General features: G+C 61.6%; 16 protein-coding genes, 1 tRNA gene and 1 pseudogene. 8 read left to right on the forward strand and 10 right to left on the reverse strand.

The genetic code is table 11. The annotated features are described in order from the left end of the window. The first annotated feature begins 99 nt into the window (after positions 1 to 99). Both ACHMW7_RS11765 and ACHMW7_RS11770 read left to right on the forward strand, forming a co-directional pair. Positions 100 to 1,677: a pilus assembly protein TadG-related protein gene (locus tag ACHMW7_RS11765; RefSeq protein WP_395450417.1), complete on the forward strand. Its 1,578-nt coding sequence runs from the start codon at positions 100 to 102 to the stop codon at positions 1,675 to 1,677. A 317-nt stretch (positions 1,678 to 1,994) separates the two neighbouring features. Next, positions 1,995 to 2,921 (forward strand): LysR family transcriptional regulator, encoded by a 927-nt coding sequence (locus ACHMW7_RS11770; RefSeq protein ID WP_395450418.1) that lies wholly within the window; start codon positions 1,995 to 1,997, stop codon positions 2,919 to 2,921. Between the two features lie 36 nt (positions 2,922 to 2,957). On the opposite strand, the gene ACHMW7_RS11775 is transcribed toward ACHMW7_RS11770, so the two are convergent. Then, a tRNA-Met gene (locus tag ACHMW7_RS11775) sits at positions 2,958 to 3,034 on the reverse strand. Positions 3,035 to 3,376: 342 nt separating this feature from the next. On the opposite strand from ACHMW7_RS11775, the gene ACHMW7_RS11780 reads away from it, so the two are divergent. Beyond that, a complete protein-coding gene (locus tag ACHMW7_RS11780) occupies positions 3,377 to 4,330 on the forward strand; it encodes a Gfo/Idh/MocA family protein (protein ID WP_395450419.1) in 954 nt (317 codons plus the stop codon). Between the two features lie 65 nt (positions 4,331 to 4,395). Here the strand turns inward: ACHMW7_RS11780 and mnmA are convergent, their stop codons facing one another. Next, positions 4,396 to 5,586: a tRNA 2-thiouridine(34) synthase MnmA gene (gene mnmA / locus ACHMW7_RS11785; RefSeq protein WP_395450420.1), complete on the reverse strand. Its 1,191-nt coding sequence runs from the start codon at positions 5,584 to 5,586 to the stop codon at positions 4,396 to 4,398. Between the two features lie 268 nt (positions 5,587 to 5,854). Between mnmA and ACHMW7_RS11790 the strand changes: the two genes are divergently transcribed. Beyond that, on the forward strand, positions 5,855 to 6,130 hold the full coding sequence (locus ACHMW7_RS11790; protein WP_013529904.1) for a DUF1153 domain-containing protein: 276 nt from the start codon (positions 5,855 to 5,857) through the stop codon (positions 6,128 to 6,130). An 81-nt stretch (positions 6,131 to 6,211) separates the two neighbouring features. Here ACHMW7_RS11790 and ACHMW7_RS11795 read toward each other — a convergent pair whose 3' ends face one another. Continuing rightward, positions 6,212 to 7,138 (reverse strand): NADP-dependent oxidoreductase, encoded by a 927-nt coding sequence (locus ACHMW7_RS11795; protein ID WP_395450421.1) that lies wholly within the window; start codon positions 7,136 to 7,138, stop codon positions 6,212 to 6,214. Between the two features lie 156 nt (positions 7,139 to 7,294). Between ACHMW7_RS11795 and ACHMW7_RS11800 the strand changes: the two are divergent. Then, positions 7,295 to 7,644, forward strand: a pseudogene (locus ACHMW7_RS11800) (winged helix-turn-helix transcriptional regulator). Positions 7,645 to 7,732: 88 nt separating this feature from the next. Here the strand turns inward: ACHMW7_RS11800 and ACHMW7_RS11805 are convergent. Then, the gene (locus ACHMW7_RS11805; RefSeq protein ID WP_395450422.1) at positions 7,733 to 8,110 is read right to left on the reverse strand and encodes a flagellar export protein FliJ; all 378 of its coding nucleotides are present in this window, start codon (positions 8,108 to 8,110) and stop codon (positions 7,733 to 7,735) included. 453 nt (positions 8,111 to 8,563) lie between these two features. Here ACHMW7_RS11805 and ctrA point away from each other — a divergent pair, with 453 nt between their 5' ends. Continuing rightward, positions 8,564 to 9,259, forward strand: coding sequence for a response regulator transcription factor CtrA (ctrA, locus tag ACHMW7_RS11810; RefSeq protein WP_067959158.1), 696 nt, complete (start codon positions 8,564 to 8,566; stop codon positions 9,257 to 9,259). A 119-nt stretch (positions 9,260 to 9,378) separates the two neighbouring features. Here ctrA and ACHMW7_RS11815 read toward each other — a convergent pair whose 3' ends face one another. Continuing rightward, entirely contained in the window at positions 9,379 to 9,747 is a 369-nt protein-coding gene (locus tag ACHMW7_RS11815) for a response regulator (protein ID WP_395450423.1), read from the reverse strand. Between the two features lie 323 nt (positions 9,748 to 10,070). Further along, a complete protein-coding gene (chpT, locus tag ACHMW7_RS11820) occupies positions 10,071 to 10,700 on the reverse strand; it encodes a histidine phosphotransferase ChpT (protein WP_395450424.1) in 630 nt (209 codons plus the stop codon). Positions 10,701 to 11,044: 344 nt separating this feature from the next. On the opposite strand from chpT, the gene ACHMW7_RS11825 reads away from it, so the two are divergent. Further along, positions 11,045 to 11,626: a DUF1134 domain-containing protein gene (locus ACHMW7_RS11825; protein WP_067959164.1), complete on the forward strand. Its 582-nt coding sequence runs from the start codon at positions 11,045 to 11,047 to the stop codon at positions 11,624 to 11,626. A gap of 96 nt (positions 11,627 to 11,722) precedes the next feature. Further along, positions 11,723 to 12,871: a hypothetical protein gene (locus tag ACHMW7_RS11830; protein ID WP_395450425.1), complete on the forward strand. Its 1,149-nt coding sequence runs from the start codon at positions 11,723 to 11,725 to the stop codon at positions 12,869 to 12,871. 2 nt (positions 12,872 to 12,873) lie between these two features. Here the strand turns inward: ACHMW7_RS11830 and ACHMW7_RS11835 are convergent, their stop codons facing one another. From ACHMW7_RS11835 to ACHMW7_RS11850, 4 genes are all read right to left on the reverse strand, one after another. Beyond that, complete coding sequence (locus ACHMW7_RS11835) at positions 12,874 to 13,677, reverse strand: TrmH family RNA methyltransferase (RefSeq protein ID WP_395450426.1); 804 nt, start codon at positions 13,675 to 13,677, stop codon at positions 12,874 to 12,876. Positions 13,678 to 13,742: 65 nt separating this feature from the next. Continuing rightward, positions 13,743 to 14,039, reverse strand: a complete 297-nt coding sequence (locus ACHMW7_RS11840; protein ID WP_109575469.1) for a helix-turn-helix transcriptional regulator — start codon at positions 14,037 to 14,039, stop codon at positions 13,743 to 13,745. A gap of 130 nt (positions 14,040 to 14,169) precedes the next feature. Continuing rightward, complete coding sequence (locus ACHMW7_RS11845) at positions 14,170 to 14,934, reverse strand: HugZ family protein (RefSeq protein ID WP_395450427.1); 765 nt, start codon at positions 14,932 to 14,934, stop codon at positions 14,170 to 14,172. A 146-nt stretch (positions 14,935 to 15,080) separates the two neighbouring features. Then, positions 15,081 to 15,842: a 3-hydroxyacyl-CoA dehydrogenase gene (locus ACHMW7_RS11850; protein ID WP_310321833.1), complete on the reverse strand. Its 762-nt coding sequence runs from the start codon at positions 15,840 to 15,842 to the stop codon at positions 15,081 to 15,083. Positions 15,843 to 15,904: the final 62 nt, after the last annotated feature.

Consider the following 15,904-nt stretch of genomic DNA (forward strand, 5'->3'; position numbering starts at 1 on the left):
AATTTAAATTGTTTGCATGCAAATAGCCTCTTCAGGATTTCGGGGGAGGCTGTGGTGCTTAAACGCTTCTGGCTATCGAAGAGCGGCAATTTCGCAATCATGTTCGCGATCTTACTGCCTGTGCTGCTGGCCGCTGTCGGCTTCGCGCTCGACGTCGCCAATCTGATGAAAGCCAGATCCGACCTGCAGAACGCGCTCGACTCGGCAGTGCTGGCGGCATCGCGGCTGAGCGACAAGACCGGGACCCGCAACGATACCTTCAACGCGTTTTTTACCACCAACGTTGCCAACCGGCCGTCACTGGTCAATGCCAAGGCCAAGCTCGTCGTCGAGCAAAGTGTCAATCACATCAGGACCACCGCCACCGCTGACGCTGACGTCGCATTGAACTTTGCCTTCATCTTCGGCCAGAGCGCGCGCGTCGCCGCTGCCGCCAATGCCTTTGAATCGAATGCCAAGCTCGAGGTCGCACTGGTGCTCGACAACACCGGTTCGATGGGGGCTGCCAACATGGCGGCGCTGATCGAAGGCTCCAAGGAGATCATCAAGGCCTTGCAGAAGGTCAAGGACGACCGACCGGAGCGCCAGATCCGCGCTGCATTGGTGCCGTTGGTCACCGCCGTGAACATCAAGAGCGCCGAGGGGTTCGATCAGTCCTGGGTTGATACGCGGGACGACGTACCGTTGGACGACAAGTCATGGAACGGCAAGAATTTCGAGACCATGAAGGATGCGAGAGGCAATGAGTTCCGCATCGGCCATTGGAAGCTTTTCAAGGGCCTGAAGGAAAACTGGAAAACCGGGCCTACTGGGGAATGGAAAGGCTGTGTCGAAGCGCGCCGCGATCTGTATGCACTGGATGACACTGCCCCTGACATCACCAAGCCAGACACCTTGTTCGTACCCTACTTCGCGCCGGATGAGCCGGGGGGGGCGGCCAAATCACCCAATAGCGGTACCAGCTACAACAACAGCTACCTGATCGATGTCGTTGGCGGCACTGATCGCGAGAAGCAGAAGTCGACGGGCAAATATTCAAGCTCGACCGCGCGAGCTAGCTCCATGCTGAAGGAGACACCCAACGACACCACCGGCCCGAATTATGGCTGCGCCACGCCCGTGGTCCCTCTTACCGAGGACCTGGTCAAGCTCGGCGGAGATCCCGTCAAGAAGATCAAGGGCGAACTCGACAACATGAACTTCTGGTACGGTTCGGGAACCAACGTCTCGGAGGGCCTTGCCTGGGGCTATCGCGTCCTGTCGCCGGGGGCGCCGTTCACCCAGGGCGATGCTTTCAAGGCGCCGGATACGTCAAAGGTTGTCGTCGTCTTCACCGACGGCGAAAACAACGTCTTCGGCGCATCCAGCTCGCCGATCAACAAGTCGGACTACGGCGCCTACAGCTACCTTGATACCGGGCGAATGGGGGCGACCGACCGCAATGGTGCGCTCAAGAAGGTCAACGCTGCGACGCAGACCGTCTGCACAAATCTGAAGGCGCAGGACGTCATCATCTACACCGTCGTCCTCGGTGCCGATACCCAGGCCAACCGCGATCTCTACAGCACCTGCGCCACCGGCCCGGCCTATTATTTCCCGACCAAGAACATCGCCGAGCTGAAGGCGGCGTTCCAGACCATCGCCAACTCGATCTCGCCACTGCTGATCACGCATTGAGGGCTGTGCGGGCGGCTGGCGCCGAGAGCAGGGCAGGCGTTCCTCCGCCCCTTTCGGGCGGCGCTTGCGGTTTCAAAGAAAGTCCGTCCAGTGGCGGGGCCGATCGGCGCTGCGGCCCAGGCCGACATCATGGCGAAGGTAGCTTGGCGGCGCCTGTGGAGACCGGCGACGGCCGCGCCACCGCAATGCGCGGCCGATTGTTTCAGAGATTTTCTTCATGGAAATTCTCAGCAGTGATCTCATGATTTTCCACGAGTTGCATGCTGTGCTGCATGACGTACAATGAAGTGTGCTCATTCATGGCATGAGAGATTTTCATGCAACCAGGCTCCCGGCTTCCACCCCTGCAGACCCTGCGCGCCATGGCAGCGGTGGCGCGCACGCGCAGCTTCACCCGGGCAGGGGAGGAACTGGGTCTAACCCAGACAGCGATCAGCCATCAGATCGCGCAGCTCGAAGCCTGGCTGGGCACGTCGCTGTTTGTGCGCAGCAGGAAGGGCGTCGAGCTGACCGTGCTGGCCGAGCAGGCGATACCTGGCATCGTCGAGGCGCTGTCTGCGCTGGAGGCGGTGCTCGACAACGCGCGTCCCGGCATGAAGAGCGAGCAGCTCAGCATCTCAACCACGCCGGAGTTTGCCAGCCAGTGGCTGCAGCCACGTCTCGGCAGCTTCTGCGCTGCGCATCCCGAGATCGACGTCAGCGTCACCATCGAGTACCGGCGTGCCCGCCTCGACATCGACAAGATCGGCATTGCCATCTGGTTGGCCGGAACCTTGCCTGGCACGGACGCCTACCGCCTGACCGACGATTATGAGTTTGCCGTCTCTTCACCGGCGGTCGCACGCGCGCTCCCCAAGCGGCAGGCGCTGCGCGCAGCGCCGCTGCTGCGCTATGAGGGCGCCCGCCACACGGTGCTGGATTGGGAGCGCTGGCATGGGCAGATATATGACCGCAAGGAGAGACTACCCGCTGTCGATGGCTCGGACGAGCCCTTCGATTTCCAGGCCGGGCCGAGCTTTCCGGCCTTCTCCGACATGATCGCTGCGTGCCGGCAAGGTGCTGGACTGGCGCTGGTGCGGTCGTCGCTCGTTGCCGATGATCTGGCCGCAGGGCGCCTGGTCAAATGTTTTGATGAGACGATGCCGTCGGACCTTCAGTACCATCTCGTGATCGCACCCGGGCAGCGGCGCGGTGCCGGCGTGATGGCCTTCAGGCAGTGGATCATTGAGCAAATGTCGAGATAGAGATCTCGACTGCAGCATGCGAAATGTTCGGAAGGGTGGTAGCGGGAAGTGGACTCGAACCACCGACCCCAGGATTATGATTCCCGTGCTCTAACCAACTGAGCTATCCCGCCAGGGTGGAGAAGGCTCGAAAAACTGTCTCGGAAGAGGCAGGCGTCGAAGCGTTTCGCCAAGGTCGGGCGGATATAATGTCTGGATGGCAAGCCTGTCAAGCAGTGACATCAGGCAATTCCGGATATTTGCCGAAGCACGCCGGATGGCTGTCAAATAGCTTGCTGCGGCAGGGTTTTTGCACAGCCCCTGAACCCACAAAGGCGATGTTTGACCCTGACAATGGCGTGGTCTCGGCGTTCCAGCGCACATACTCCAGGTGATTTTGGCGCAGGGCGCGGGGTTGAGTTAATAGGGCGCGGGCACTATGTCTGCCGGCATAATTCCCCCTTGGAAAGAGCCTGATGACACCGCGTATTGCAGTCCTTGGATGCGGCTATTGGGGCGGCAACCACATCCGCACCCTGAAGTCGCTTGGTGCCCTCCACGCCGTCTCCGACGTCGATCCGGCGCGCGCCGAGCGTTTTGCCGCCGAGCAGGGCTGTCTGGCGCTCACGCCGGACGAATTGTTTGCCCGCGCTGATGTCGATGCGATCGTCATGGCGCTGCCGCCGCAGTTCCATGCCGACTTTGCCGTTCGCGCTGTCGAAGCGGGCAAGGACGTGCTGGTTGAAAAGCCGATCGCGCTGACGGTGCCCGACGCCGAGCGTGCGGTGAAGGCGGCGCGCGACAACGGCCGCGTCTTCATGACCGGCCATGTGCTGCGTTTCCACCCGGCGTTCGAGGGGCTCAAGGCGCTTGTCGACAAGGGCGAACTCGGCGAGGTCGGCTACATCCATTCGCATCGCCTCGGTCTCGGCAAGTTCCACGCCGAAAACGACGCGCTGTGGGATCTGGCCCCGCATGATCTGTCGATGATCCTGGCGATCACCGGCACGGCCCCCATCGAGGTGCGCGGCGAAGGTGCCGCGGTGCTCAACCACCTCAGCGATTTCGCTCACCTGCACATGCGTTTCCCCAACGGCCTGCGCGGGCACCTTTTTGCTTCGCGGCTCAACCCTTACCGCGAGCGCCGGCTGACCGTCGTTGGCACCAAGGGCATGGCGGTGTTTGACGATGTCGAGCCCCAGGAGCGCAAGCTTGCGCTGTATCGTCATGCGGTCTGGCAGGACGAGGGGCAGTGGACGTCGACGATGAACGAACCGACCTACATCGAGCTCGAAAACGCCATGCCGCTGACGCGCGAGCTCGAGCATTTCATCCACTGCATCCAGACGCGGGAAGAGCCGCGCACCGGCGCTGAAGAAGCGCTGGGGGTGCTCAGGATTCTGACGGCTGGTACCGTCACCCACGATTGAGATGAATGGGAGTAGGGCAGCAAGGGAGTAGGGCAGTTGCTCGAAGCCTACTGCTGCCCCATGCCTTATTCCGCGGCTATCGACCCTGGCGTTGCCGCCAGCCGTGACAGCATCGCTTCCGCGTCGGCGTGGCGCTCGGAGCGCTCGATAAAGCCGCCGCCAAAGACACGTGCTTCGTTGCCGTCGTCGGAATAGAGTACGCAGGCCTGTCCCGGAGCGATGCCCGACTCGCCGTCGACAAGTTCGACCCAGGTGGCGCCATCGCGGTGCTGCAAAACGACAGGACGCGGCGGGCGCGACGAGCGCACCTTGGCGTAGAGCTCGAGGCCTGAGGCCGGGACGCTCGACAGCGCATCATCGCCGAGCCAGTTCATGCCACGCAAGAAGATCTTGTGCGTCTCCAGCGCCTCGCGCGGACCCACCACGACACGTGCACGCTCGGCGTCGATATGGACGACATAAAGCGGCTCGCCCGAGGCGATGCCGATGCCGCGGCGCTGGCCGATGGTGTAGCGCAGGATGCCTTCATGGCGGCCGAGCACGCGGCCGTCGATATGGACGATGTCGCCGGGATTGGCGGCCGATGGCCGCAGCTTGGCAATGATGTCGGAATATTTGCCCTGCGGCACAAAGCAGATGTCCTGGCTGTCCTGCTTGGCGGCGACAGTCAGCCCCATACGTTCGGCGGCTGCGCGAACGTCGGGCTTGGACATGCCGCCGAGCGGGAAGCGCAGATAGTCGATCTGCTCCTGCGTTGTCGCAAATAGGAAATAGCTCTGGTCGCGATCGGCGTCGACGGGGCGGTACAGCGCGCGGTGGGCGCCGTTCTGCTTCGAGCGGATATAGTGGCCGGTGGCGAGCGCATCGGCGCCCAGCTCGCGCGCGGTGGCGAGCAGGTCGGCGAACTTGACCGTCTGGTTGCACGAAACGCAGGGGATCGGCGTCTCGCCGGCGACGTAGCTTTCGGCGAACGGGTCGATGACCGCCTTGCGGAAGCGCTCTTCATAGTCGAGCACATAATGCGGAATGCCGAGCGTTTCGGAGACGCGGCGGGCGTCGGCGATGTCCTGGCCGGCACAGCACGAGCCGGCGCGATGGGTCGCGGCCCCATGATCGTAGAGCTGCAGCGTGACGCCGACGACGTCATAACCTTCCTGTTTGAGCAGTCCGGCCACGACGGAAGAATCGACACCGCCCGACATGGCTACAACCACGCGGGTGTCTTCAGGGCGTCCGGGCAGGTCCAGGCTGTTCATCGGGATTGCGTTCCGCTGTCTTTGGGTCGGCTGCATGCCAATGGCTGCAATATAGGTCAAGCCTCTTCGCAGTGCCACCCGAAGCGCGCTGGCCCACCTTTTTCGGCGGGAAACCAGCCAACTGGGCAGGTGGTTAAATTGCGGATTGAGAGTCTAACGTTCTGTTCACGTTCGTTACTTAGCTCTTAGTATACGCTTAGGCAATTTTTAAAGCTGTGGCGCTAGTGTGGCAGGTGATTGGGTCTTTGAGTTTTTAGTAGAGAGTACGATGACCGATCTGGTTAGACCGCGTGTCAAATATGTTATCGGGCCGGACGGCAGCCCGCTTACGATTGCCGATCTGCCCCCGACCAACACGCGCCGGTGGGTTATCCGCCGAAAAGCGGAGGTGGTCGCTGCGGTCAGGGGAGGGCTGCTCAGTCTCGACGAAGCGTGCCAACGCTACAAGTTGACGACCGAGGAGTTCCTGTCCTGGCAGGCCTCCATTGACGAATACGGCCTTGCTGGCCTGCGCACCACGCGCATCCAGCAATACCGTCATTGACACCGGCCGTTGCGGCCAACCAATAAGAAAGGGTGCGGCTTGCCGCACCCTTTTTCGTTTGAGCAGTGATTTCCTGGCGACCTAGACCGTCAGCACCACCTTGCCCTTGGGCTTGGTGGCGAGGAAGGCATGCGCCGCGCCGGCCTCGGCGAGCGGGAAGCTCCTGGCGACATGAACCTTGAGCTTGCCGGCGGCCACCAGTTTTGCCAGTTCTTCCAGTCCCTTACGATCGGGTACGACCGAGATGCGTTCCAGGCGGATGCCGTTCGCCTTGGCGTCCGACTTTGCCTTTTCGCTGGTTTCGAGCAGGGCAATCAGCACGCCGCCCGTGCGCAGCACCTTCAGCGACTTCTCCGCATGGTCACCGCCAAGCGGCTCGAACACCATGTCGACCTGGCCGGTCTTGGCGATGAAATCGTCCCTGGTGTAGTCGATCACCTCGTCGGCGCCCAAGGCGCGGACGAAATCGACCTTGCTCGGGCTCGCTGTTGCAATGACATAAGCGCCGAGCGCCTTGGCGATCTGCACCGCGAGATGGCCGACACCGCCGGCGGCACCATGGATCAGGACGCGGTCGCCCGCCTTGAGCTTTCCAACCGTCACCAGGCCTTGCCAGGCGGTCAGGCCGGCAAGCGGCAGGGCGGCTGCCGCCGCGTGATCGAGCGCCTGCGGCTTGTGCGCCAACTCGCTTGCCGGAGCTGCGGCAAGCTCGGCATAGGTTGCGGCCTGTGCCGGAAAATTGGGCATGCCGAAGACCTCATCGCCGGGCGCAAAGCCGTTGGCACCGGCACCAACTGCCTCGACGGTTCCCGACAGATCCCAGCCGAGAACGAAGGGTGGTTCGCCCAAAAGCGGGTAAAAACCGCCGCGTACGGCGGCGTCGACGGGGTTTACGCCGGCCGCCTTGACGCGGATCAGCACGTCGCCGGCCTTGATCTGTGGGCTGGGCCGCTCGGCGATCTCAAGCACTTCCGGGCCGCCAACTGTGTTCTGGGTAATGGCACGCATAGGAATGTCCTCCTTGGGGTGAATGCATGTGCCACTATCATTTGGATAGTATCATTCGCTTGTCTAGAATGTACCTCAATGATATATAGGTACCCCATGGATAGTGAATGCGCTCCCGACACGCCTTTCGGCTATGACGCCTTCCGGCGCGAATGCATGTCGCACACCGTGCTCGAGATGCTGGCGAGCAAGTGGGTGTATCTGGTCGTCGGCGCTTTGAAGCCGGGCAGGCGGCGTTATGGCGAGCTGCAACGCAAGGTCGAAGGCATCACGCCCAAGATGCTGACGCAGACGCTTCGTATTCTGGAGCGTGACGGGTTGGTGCGGCGCGAGATTTTTCCGGTCATTCCGCCGCGGGTCGAGTACGAGCTGACCGATCTGGGCCGCAATCTGTCCGATCTGCTCAATCAGATCAGGGTCTGGGCGGAACGTCATGCGCCGAGATTCGTGATTCGCGTGCCCAGTCACTGGCCGGCGACAACGAGCCGGCTGAGTTCAGGGCGTAGGGCGCCGCGCATTGCAGCGCAGGCCTTGGACTTTGGATCTGCGCAGCGTCGTCAGCGCAAAGCTAAATTGCTGAAAACTATGGGTTTTCTACCCGATCATGGCGCTGCGGCCGGTATTGTCGGCGTCGCGGGTGGTGCGGTCGCGCGATTCCAGCATCTCTGCCTTGGACAGCTCCGCTTCAGCTTCGCCGAGTAAGGATTCGGCAGCGGCGCGCTGTTGCGCCAGATCATGCTGGGAGTTTTTCAGATTGTCACGTCGTTGCCGCGCGGCCTTGGCGAAGGTCGGATAGGCGAAATGATTGAGATCGGTGATCCCCGCCTTCTTTTCCTCGGCGACGATCTGCAGTTCGAGCTCGCTGGCCATGCGGTCGAATTCGGCGATCATCGAATCAAGCTGCATCAGCTGCCGGCGCTTTTCGTTCACCTGAAACTGCTTGAGCCTGACCAGGTTCTCACGTGATTTCATGACCCGACACTCCCGAACACCGAAAAACGCACTTCTACTCGCCTACTGTGGCCCACAGGGACCGTGCCGCACCAGAACCGGTTCTGAACACCCGACTATGGAAAACAAACTTTTAAAGTTTTTCTCCGCCGGTAACCATTCGTTTACGGGCATCGTTAATCATACCCATCGAGACTTAAGGCCCGGTAAAGATTCTGGTTTTCGCTGCGAATGTGATTGGGCCGTCTCCGGAGTCGCTTAGTCAGCCTTGTTAATGCGTCGCGTTAAGATGTTGACCGTGTGATTCATGATTGGATTCAAGAGGGTGTATGCGCCGGTTAAAATTTCTGATATGGTCTTCCATACGAAATTAGGTTTTGTTAACCATTCGATGGCAGCCTCCGATTCAGGTAAGCACTGGGCCGGCAAGGTTTGGACCGCGAAGACGTTCCGGCAGCAGAAAAGGGGATTTGAATGCGCGTTCTGCTGATAGAAGACGACAGTGCAACCGCACAGAGCATCGAACTGATGCTCAAATCGGAAAGCTTCAACGTCTATACGACCGATCTCGGCGAAGAAGGTGTCGATCTCGGCAAGCTATATGACTATGATATCATCCTTCTCGACCTGAACCTGCCCGACATGTCGGGCTACGAGGTTCTGCGCACTTTGCGCCTGTCCAAGGTCAAGACGCCTATCCTGATCCTCTCCGGCATGGCCGGCATCGAGGACAAGGTGCGCGGCCTGGGCTTCGGCGCCGACGACTACATGACCAAGCCGTTCCACAAGGACGAGCTGGTGGCGCGCATTCACGCCATCGTCCGCCGTTCGAAGGGCCACGCCCAGTCGGTCATCATCACCGGCGACCTGATCGTCAATCTCGACGCCAAGACGGTCGAGGTCGGTGGCCAGCGCGTGCACCTGACCGGCAAGGAATACCAGATGCTGGAGCTGCTCTCGCTGCGCAAGGGCACGACGCTGACCAAGGAAATGTTCCTCAACCACCTCTATGGCGGCATGGACGAGCCAGAGCTGAAGATCATCGACGTCTTCATCTGCAAGCTGCGCAAGAAACTTGACGCTGCATCTGGCGGCCAGAACTTCATCGAAACTGTCTGGGGCCGCGGCTATGTGCTGCGCGAGCCGGAAGAGCTTCGCGAAATCGCCTGATTTCTTCTGATTACTTCAGTCAAAACCCGGCCTTCGTGCCGGGTTTTCTTTGTTTTGCGCATGGATAAGCGCTAGGCGCGGCCGCAAACCGTCGGTCTGGGGCGATCCAGCAGGCCGAATCAGGCAGCGACGTCGAAGGCGCGAAAACGGTCGAGCAGTTGCGGCCTGGTGAACGGCTTGAGCAGATAGCCCTGCGCGCCGGCACGCTTGGCGCGCATGATGGCACCAATGTCGACTTCGGTCAGGCAGATCGCGATCTGCGGCTTGACCCGGCCATCCAGCGCGCGGACGCGGCGGATGAAGTCGGCGGTGCCCATATCCTCGAGCGCCCCATCGACGACAATGATGTCGGGCATGTCGTAGGCGCACATATCCAGGCCCTCGGCACCGGTCGCGGCCTCGACGACCACCATTTCCGGGCTGTTGAGGATGCGTTTGGCGACTTTGCGAATGACGCTCGAATCATCGACGAACAGGCAGCGCTTCATATCCCGGTCCTTGTTGCGGGAGCCGAACGCGTCAGTCGCGCCGGATGTTGGCCAGACCTTAGCCTCGTTGCGTAAAGAAGCCGAAAACCCGAATGGTAAAATTCTTGGAAACGTCTGCCAGAGCGGCTGTTTTCATCCGCGGGCCAGCGCGTTCGCTGGCTGGTTCCAAATCTTCGAGGCCACAGCGTAAATCCGGCGAAAGACGGTGCTGATTGTCGGACCTACAATCAGGCCGACAACCTGCCAGTCGCGCGTAATCGCCAAGGCATTGCCGGGCAGGCAGTGACAATAGTGCTTTGGCTATATTGAAAAAGTTGCGCCGATCACTCTGCGGTCAGCAGGATCTCTTCGGGCGTGGCATGAATCGAAATGGTCATGCCGGCTTCGCGCGCCAGAAGCAGCGTGTAGTAGGGCTGCACCGAATGAGCGTCGATCGGCTCCTCTGGCTTCTGGCCGGAGTGCAGTTCGAGGAATTTCGGCGGCACGCGCAGCATCGGACCTGAGGCCGACAGGGTGAATTTCGGCGCGGTGTCGACGTTTTCGAGCGTCACGCTGAGCTTGCCGCCGCGCGGGATCGCGGCATGGGCGACGAGCAGCAGGTTGAGTAGCAACTTGACCTTGTTCTTCGGCAGAAGCGCGCGGCCGCCGCTCCAGGTCAGTTCCGGCTTTTCGTTCTTGAGGAACGCGGTGGCAACCGATTCGGCATCGCCGGTGTCGATCAGCATGCCAGCCGAACCTGCCGCGCCAAAGGCGATGCGGGCGAACTGCAGCCGAGCCGAGGCGTTGCGGGCGCTGGTGCGGATGAGACGCATCGCGTCCTCGTCGGCGCCGCCTTCGTCGAGCAGTTCGAGACCGTTGTTGATGGCGCCGACCGGCGAGATGATGTCGTGGCAAACCCGGCTGCACAGCAGCGCTGCGAGGTCAGGGGCGGAAAGCATCAACAACTCGGCCATGAACGGCATCCCTCGGGCAAATGGCTTGAACCACGGTAATGCGGCCAAGGAACCCGGCAGTGCGAATCAGGGCTGGCCTTATAGTACTCTTGGTTACACAGCGCCGCCTCATGCGGCAAGAAACAGCAGGTGACGGTTGCGCGAAATGGTGGCTTTTCTGCGCAAATCCGGGGCGTTTCGACAGCTTTTCGTGCCTTCGAACCGCCATCTTCGTGGGTCAGTTTAATGGTTGAAAAAGGATTACGGCATAGTTTGCCGGAGTTGGACCAGCCAGCCGCCAATCAAGAGCAGCAGCGGGTCCGGGGCGTCGGAGAAAGTGTGCTCCCTGACGGAGATTTGGAAGCATGATTTCCCGATTCTATGGCCGGACGTTTGCCCGGCTTGTTGCCGCGATGTTCGTCCTTGTCGGCGTTCTGGCATTTTCGACATCTGCGTCTCGCGCGCAGCAATATACCTCGCAGGAGATCCTTGATTCCGGCCATCGCTTCTTCGGCTCGACGTCTGGCGGTCTTGCCAGCGTGGTCGAGAAGGTTTTCGCGTCCTATGGCCTGCCGAACGGCTATGTGCTCGGCGAGGAGGGATCGGGTGCCTTTGTCGGTGGCCTGACCTATGGCGAAGGCACGCTCTACACCAAGAATGCCGGCGACCATAAGGTGTTCTGGCAGGGCCCGTCGCTTGGCTGGGATTTCGGCGGGCAGGGCTCGCGCACGATGATCCTGGTCTACAACCTGGATGACGTGAACAATCTCTATGACCGTTATGGCGGCGTTGCGGGCTCGGCCTATGTCGTCGCCGGCGTCGGCTTCAACGTTCTCAAGCGTGGCAACATCCTGCTGGTGCCGGTGCGCACCGGTGTTGGCGCGCGACTGGGTGTCAATCTCGGCTACCTGAAGTTGACGCAGCAGCCAACCTGGAATCCGTTCTGATTGTGTGAAGAACGGATCGACTGGCTTTACAGCGGTGCTGGATTCCTGCCATGGGAACATGGCAAACTCGCGCCTGTCCGTAACGGGTAAAGTGCCTTGGTCCAGTCGATCCTGTTTTTCGTTCTTGGCTTCCTGACCGCCGGGTTTGTGGTGCTGCTGATCGCGCCGTCGGTGTGGCGGCGTGCCGTTTCGGTCACCCGCCAGCGGGTCGAGGCCAAGCTTCCGCTGACGCTCGACGAGATCCGCGCCGACAAGGACAGCTTGCGCGCCGAGCACGCCATGGCGTTGCGCAAGGTCGAGGTCCAGCTCAAGGCATCGCAGGAAAAGCTCCTGACACAAGCCGTCGAGCTCAGCCGCAGCCGCGAGGCGCAAAAGGCGGTCGCCGACGATCATGCCAGCAAGGACCGGGTCGTCAGCGAGCTCGAAGCCAAGCGTGGCAGTTTGAGCGAGGAGATCTCCAGGCGCGACGAGCAGATCAAGGCGCTCGCCAGCCAGCTCGTCGAGGCGGAACGCGTGCTCGAAAAGCGTGCCCAGGAGATCGAGAAAATCGGCCGGCTGTACGACGAGGCCAGCCTGTCCTCGAGCAACCGCCAGATCGAACTGGTGAGCCGCGAAAGCCAGATGGGCAAGCTGTCGGACGACATGTCGGCGCTGCGTCAGCAAAGCAAGGGCAATGACCTTCGCCTGAGCGAACTCGAGGCCGACAACAAGGCCGTGCGCGAGGCGCTGAAGGCCGAGACCAGGCGCGCCGGCGAACTCGACAAGAAATTGCAGCAGATGGTGTCGTCGCTGAGTGACCGCGACGACAAGCTGGAGCGGCGCGAGGCCGAACTCGGCCGGTTGCGCGAAAGCGAACTTGACCGCGTGCGCGAGCAACTGAAAAGCCCGCAAGGCACGCAGGAGGCCGTCATGATCAACGGAACCGCACAGGCGGTTGAACGAGAGCGCCTGGAAGGGCGGCTGACCACGCTGACGCGTGAGAACAAGCGGCTGAAAGGCGAGCTGGCAAAGGCCGGGCGAACCGTATCCGCTCCCGGCCAGGATTCGCTGCTGCGCGAGCAAATGCACGAACTGGCGGCCGAGGTGGTGGCGCTCACGGCGCGGCTCGAAGGCCCGGAGTCGCCGATCGCCAAGGTCCTTGCCAATTCAGGCGACACTCGCGCGCCGGTCAATGGCGATACGTCGGCAGTGGTCAGTCTTGCCGACAGGGTCAGGGCGCTGCAGAAGTCGCTGCCGGCCGAATAGGCCTAATTCGCAGCATCGGTGAAATGATGCAGCGCGATCGCCGAGGCGGCCGCGACGTTGAGGCTGTCGAACCCGGGCGCCATCTTGATCCTAGCCGTTGTCAGGCGCCTCAGCAGCTGCTCGGGCAGACCTTCGCCTTCGGTGCCGAGATAGAGCGCCAGCCGCCTGGGGCGTCGAATGTCGCTGATGTCGGCCTTGCCCGCGGGCGATAGCGCCAGTTGCTCGAAGCCGTGGCGAGCAAGCGCATCGGCAAGCTCGCTGGCTGTTCCGCCAACGGCGAATGGCACCTTGAGGGCTGCGCCGACCGACACCCTGATTGCCTTGCGGTAGAGCGGATCGCAGCAGGTCTCGTCGAGCAGTACCGCATCGGCGCCGAAGGCTGCGGCGTTGCGGAAGATCGAGCCGACATTGTCGTGGTTGGAGATGCCGACAGGCACCGCCACCAGTGCGCGCTCGGGAAGGGCGGCAAGCATGTCGTCGACAGAAGGCGCCACGCCCTTGCGGCCGATGGCCAGGATGCCGCGATGCATGTGAAAGCCTGATATGGCGTCCATGACGGTGCTCGATGCGACATAGACCGGCATGGTCTCGGGTGCGAGACCGAGCGTCTCGGCCATGCCGGCGAGCCGGTTTTCGAGAACCAGCACCGATTCCGCTTCAAAGCGGCGGGCGCCAAACAGCACGTTGAGAACGACCTTGCCCTCGGCGATGAAGCGGCCTTCGCGGCCGACAAGATCGCGCTCGCGTATGTCGAGATAGGACGCGACGCGCGGGTCGGCGGGATCGTCGATACGGATGATGTTCATCGCTGCTTCATAGCGGAGAGCAGCCCGCTATGGGAGCCTGGAAAGGCTTTGCCCGAGCTTGAAAATCAGGCGTCTTCGAAAATGCCTTCCAGCGTGCCGAGCAGCTTGCGCACGGCTTCGGATTTGCAGGTGTAATAGATCATCTGCCGGTCGCGGCGCGTTTCGACCAGTTCTTCGTTGCGCAGGCGCGCGAGGTGCTGCGACAGAGCCGATTGGCTCAGCGACACCTTTTCGGCGATCGCGCCCACCGACATCTCGGTATCGAGAAGGTGGCTCATGATCATCAGCCGTTTTTCATTGCCCATAAGCGTGAGCAAGGAAGCAGCAGCCTCCGCGTTGGCCGTCAGTTTTTTCGGTTTCATGGGTACCCCGTGTATCCGTCATGCTTTCCGGCGTCATGGGGGCAACAACGCCGAATTACCAAACCAGATCGTCAATGGAATCAGTAGCGGATCTGGCTAATATATGACAAATCAGCTTTCATTCAAAAAATCAAGACTTTGCTGCGCGGCCTTCTTTTGCCATTTCGACAAGGCTTCGCCTGAGATCAGCGGCTTCGACAAGCATTTTCGGGAAAAGCACCCGTCCGGTCTCGTCGCCGGCGGCCAAATCCATGCCTTCCGGATCAAAGCCGCTGAGCACCCAGGTCTTGTCGTCGAGGCGGCCGAAATAACTGGCGTAGATGCCGGTCGCTTCGGTGTGATCCGAATTCATGTGGTCGAGCGCCGACTGCTCGGCCGCGGCAATGGCGTCCACGGAAGGGCCTTGAAGAAGCAGGTCGTTGCGGCTCAGCAGATAGGCTTTGCCGAAACCGCCATTGAGGTTGGCACGCTCCAGTTCAAGCCGGAAGACGGTGAAGTCGGTGAGGCCGATATAGAGCTTGGCCTTGGGATTGCGGTTGACATAGCGCCGCTCGGCGCGGGCATATTCTTCCGTGCCCCGCTCCAGCCTTCGCGCCCGGCAGAAGAGCGTGATGCGCGGATGGGCGAGGGGGTCGCCCTTGCCGACCTCACCGACCAGAAGCGAACAGGCGGGATTGGCGACGATGCCCTTGGTGTGGGCGGAGAGCCCGGAGATCAGGATCAGCGGCGTGCCGTCGACGTCGGTTGCCGTGCCGACCCGGCTGGCGAGCGGCGAGCCGGTTTCAGGCTCGATAACGGCCAGCGCGCCATATCGGGCCTTGCGCATCAGCGAACGCGCCAGCGCAGTCGCCTCTGCGGTGGTCTCCAGAAAGACGTCCTTCTTGCGCTCTTCCACTGCTTCACCGTCAAATATGACTAATTCAATCTACTTATCTAATGCAGCCGGGCTTTGGCAAGGGTTTCGTTTCGCCACAAGCAAAATAGCCCCGGAAGCTTGCGCTGCCGGGGCTGCAGGATAGCCGATCCTGGGGTGTCTGGCGCCTATTTCGGTGCCATGCGGATGGCGCCGTCGAGGCGGATTGTCTCGCCGTTGATCATCTGGTTCTCGACGATGTGCAATGCCAGCGCGCCATATTCCGACGGTTCGCCGAGGCGTGGCGGGAACGGCACGGCGGCACCCAGCGAATCCTGCACTTCCTGCGGCATTGCCGCCATCATCGGCGTCTTGAAGATGCCGGGCGCGATGGTGGCGACACGGATGCCCGAACGCGAGAGATCGCGCGCGATCGGCAGGGTCATGCCGACGACGCCGCCCTTGGAGGCGGAGTAGGCGGCCTGGCCGATCTGGCCGTCATAGGCGGCGACGGAGGCGGTGTTGATGATGACGCCACGCTCGCCCCCGGCCAGTGGCTCGAGCTTGGCGGCCGCATCGGCAAACAGCCGGATCATGTTGAAGGAGCCGATCAGATTGACCTCGATCACCTGGCGGAAGACGCTGAGCGGATGCGGGCCGTCCTTGCCGACGGTCTTTACGCCGACGGCAATGCCGGCGCAGTTGACCAGGATACGAGCCGTGCCGAGCTTGGCTTCCACCTCGGCAAATGCGGCGACAGCGCTTTCTTCATTGCTGACATCGCAACGCACGGCGACGCCGCCGATGTCGGCGGCAACTTTCTCGGCACGTTCGAGGCTGAGGTCGAAGATCGCGACCTTGGCGCCCTTGGCTGCGAGTGCGCGCGCGGTGGCTTCGCCAAGGCCGGAGCCGGCGCCGGTGACCACTGCAATCTGCCCGTTTGGATTCATGTCAGCCTGTCCTCTTTTGCTGTTATTGAATTAGCAAGATGGGCGGCACGGGCAAGTCATCG

Origin of the sequence: Aminobacter sp. UC22_36 (assembly GCF_044056035.1) — a bacterium.
Taxonomy (GTDB): Bacteria; Pseudomonadota; Alphaproteobacteria; order Rhizobiales; family Rhizobiaceae; genus Aminobacter.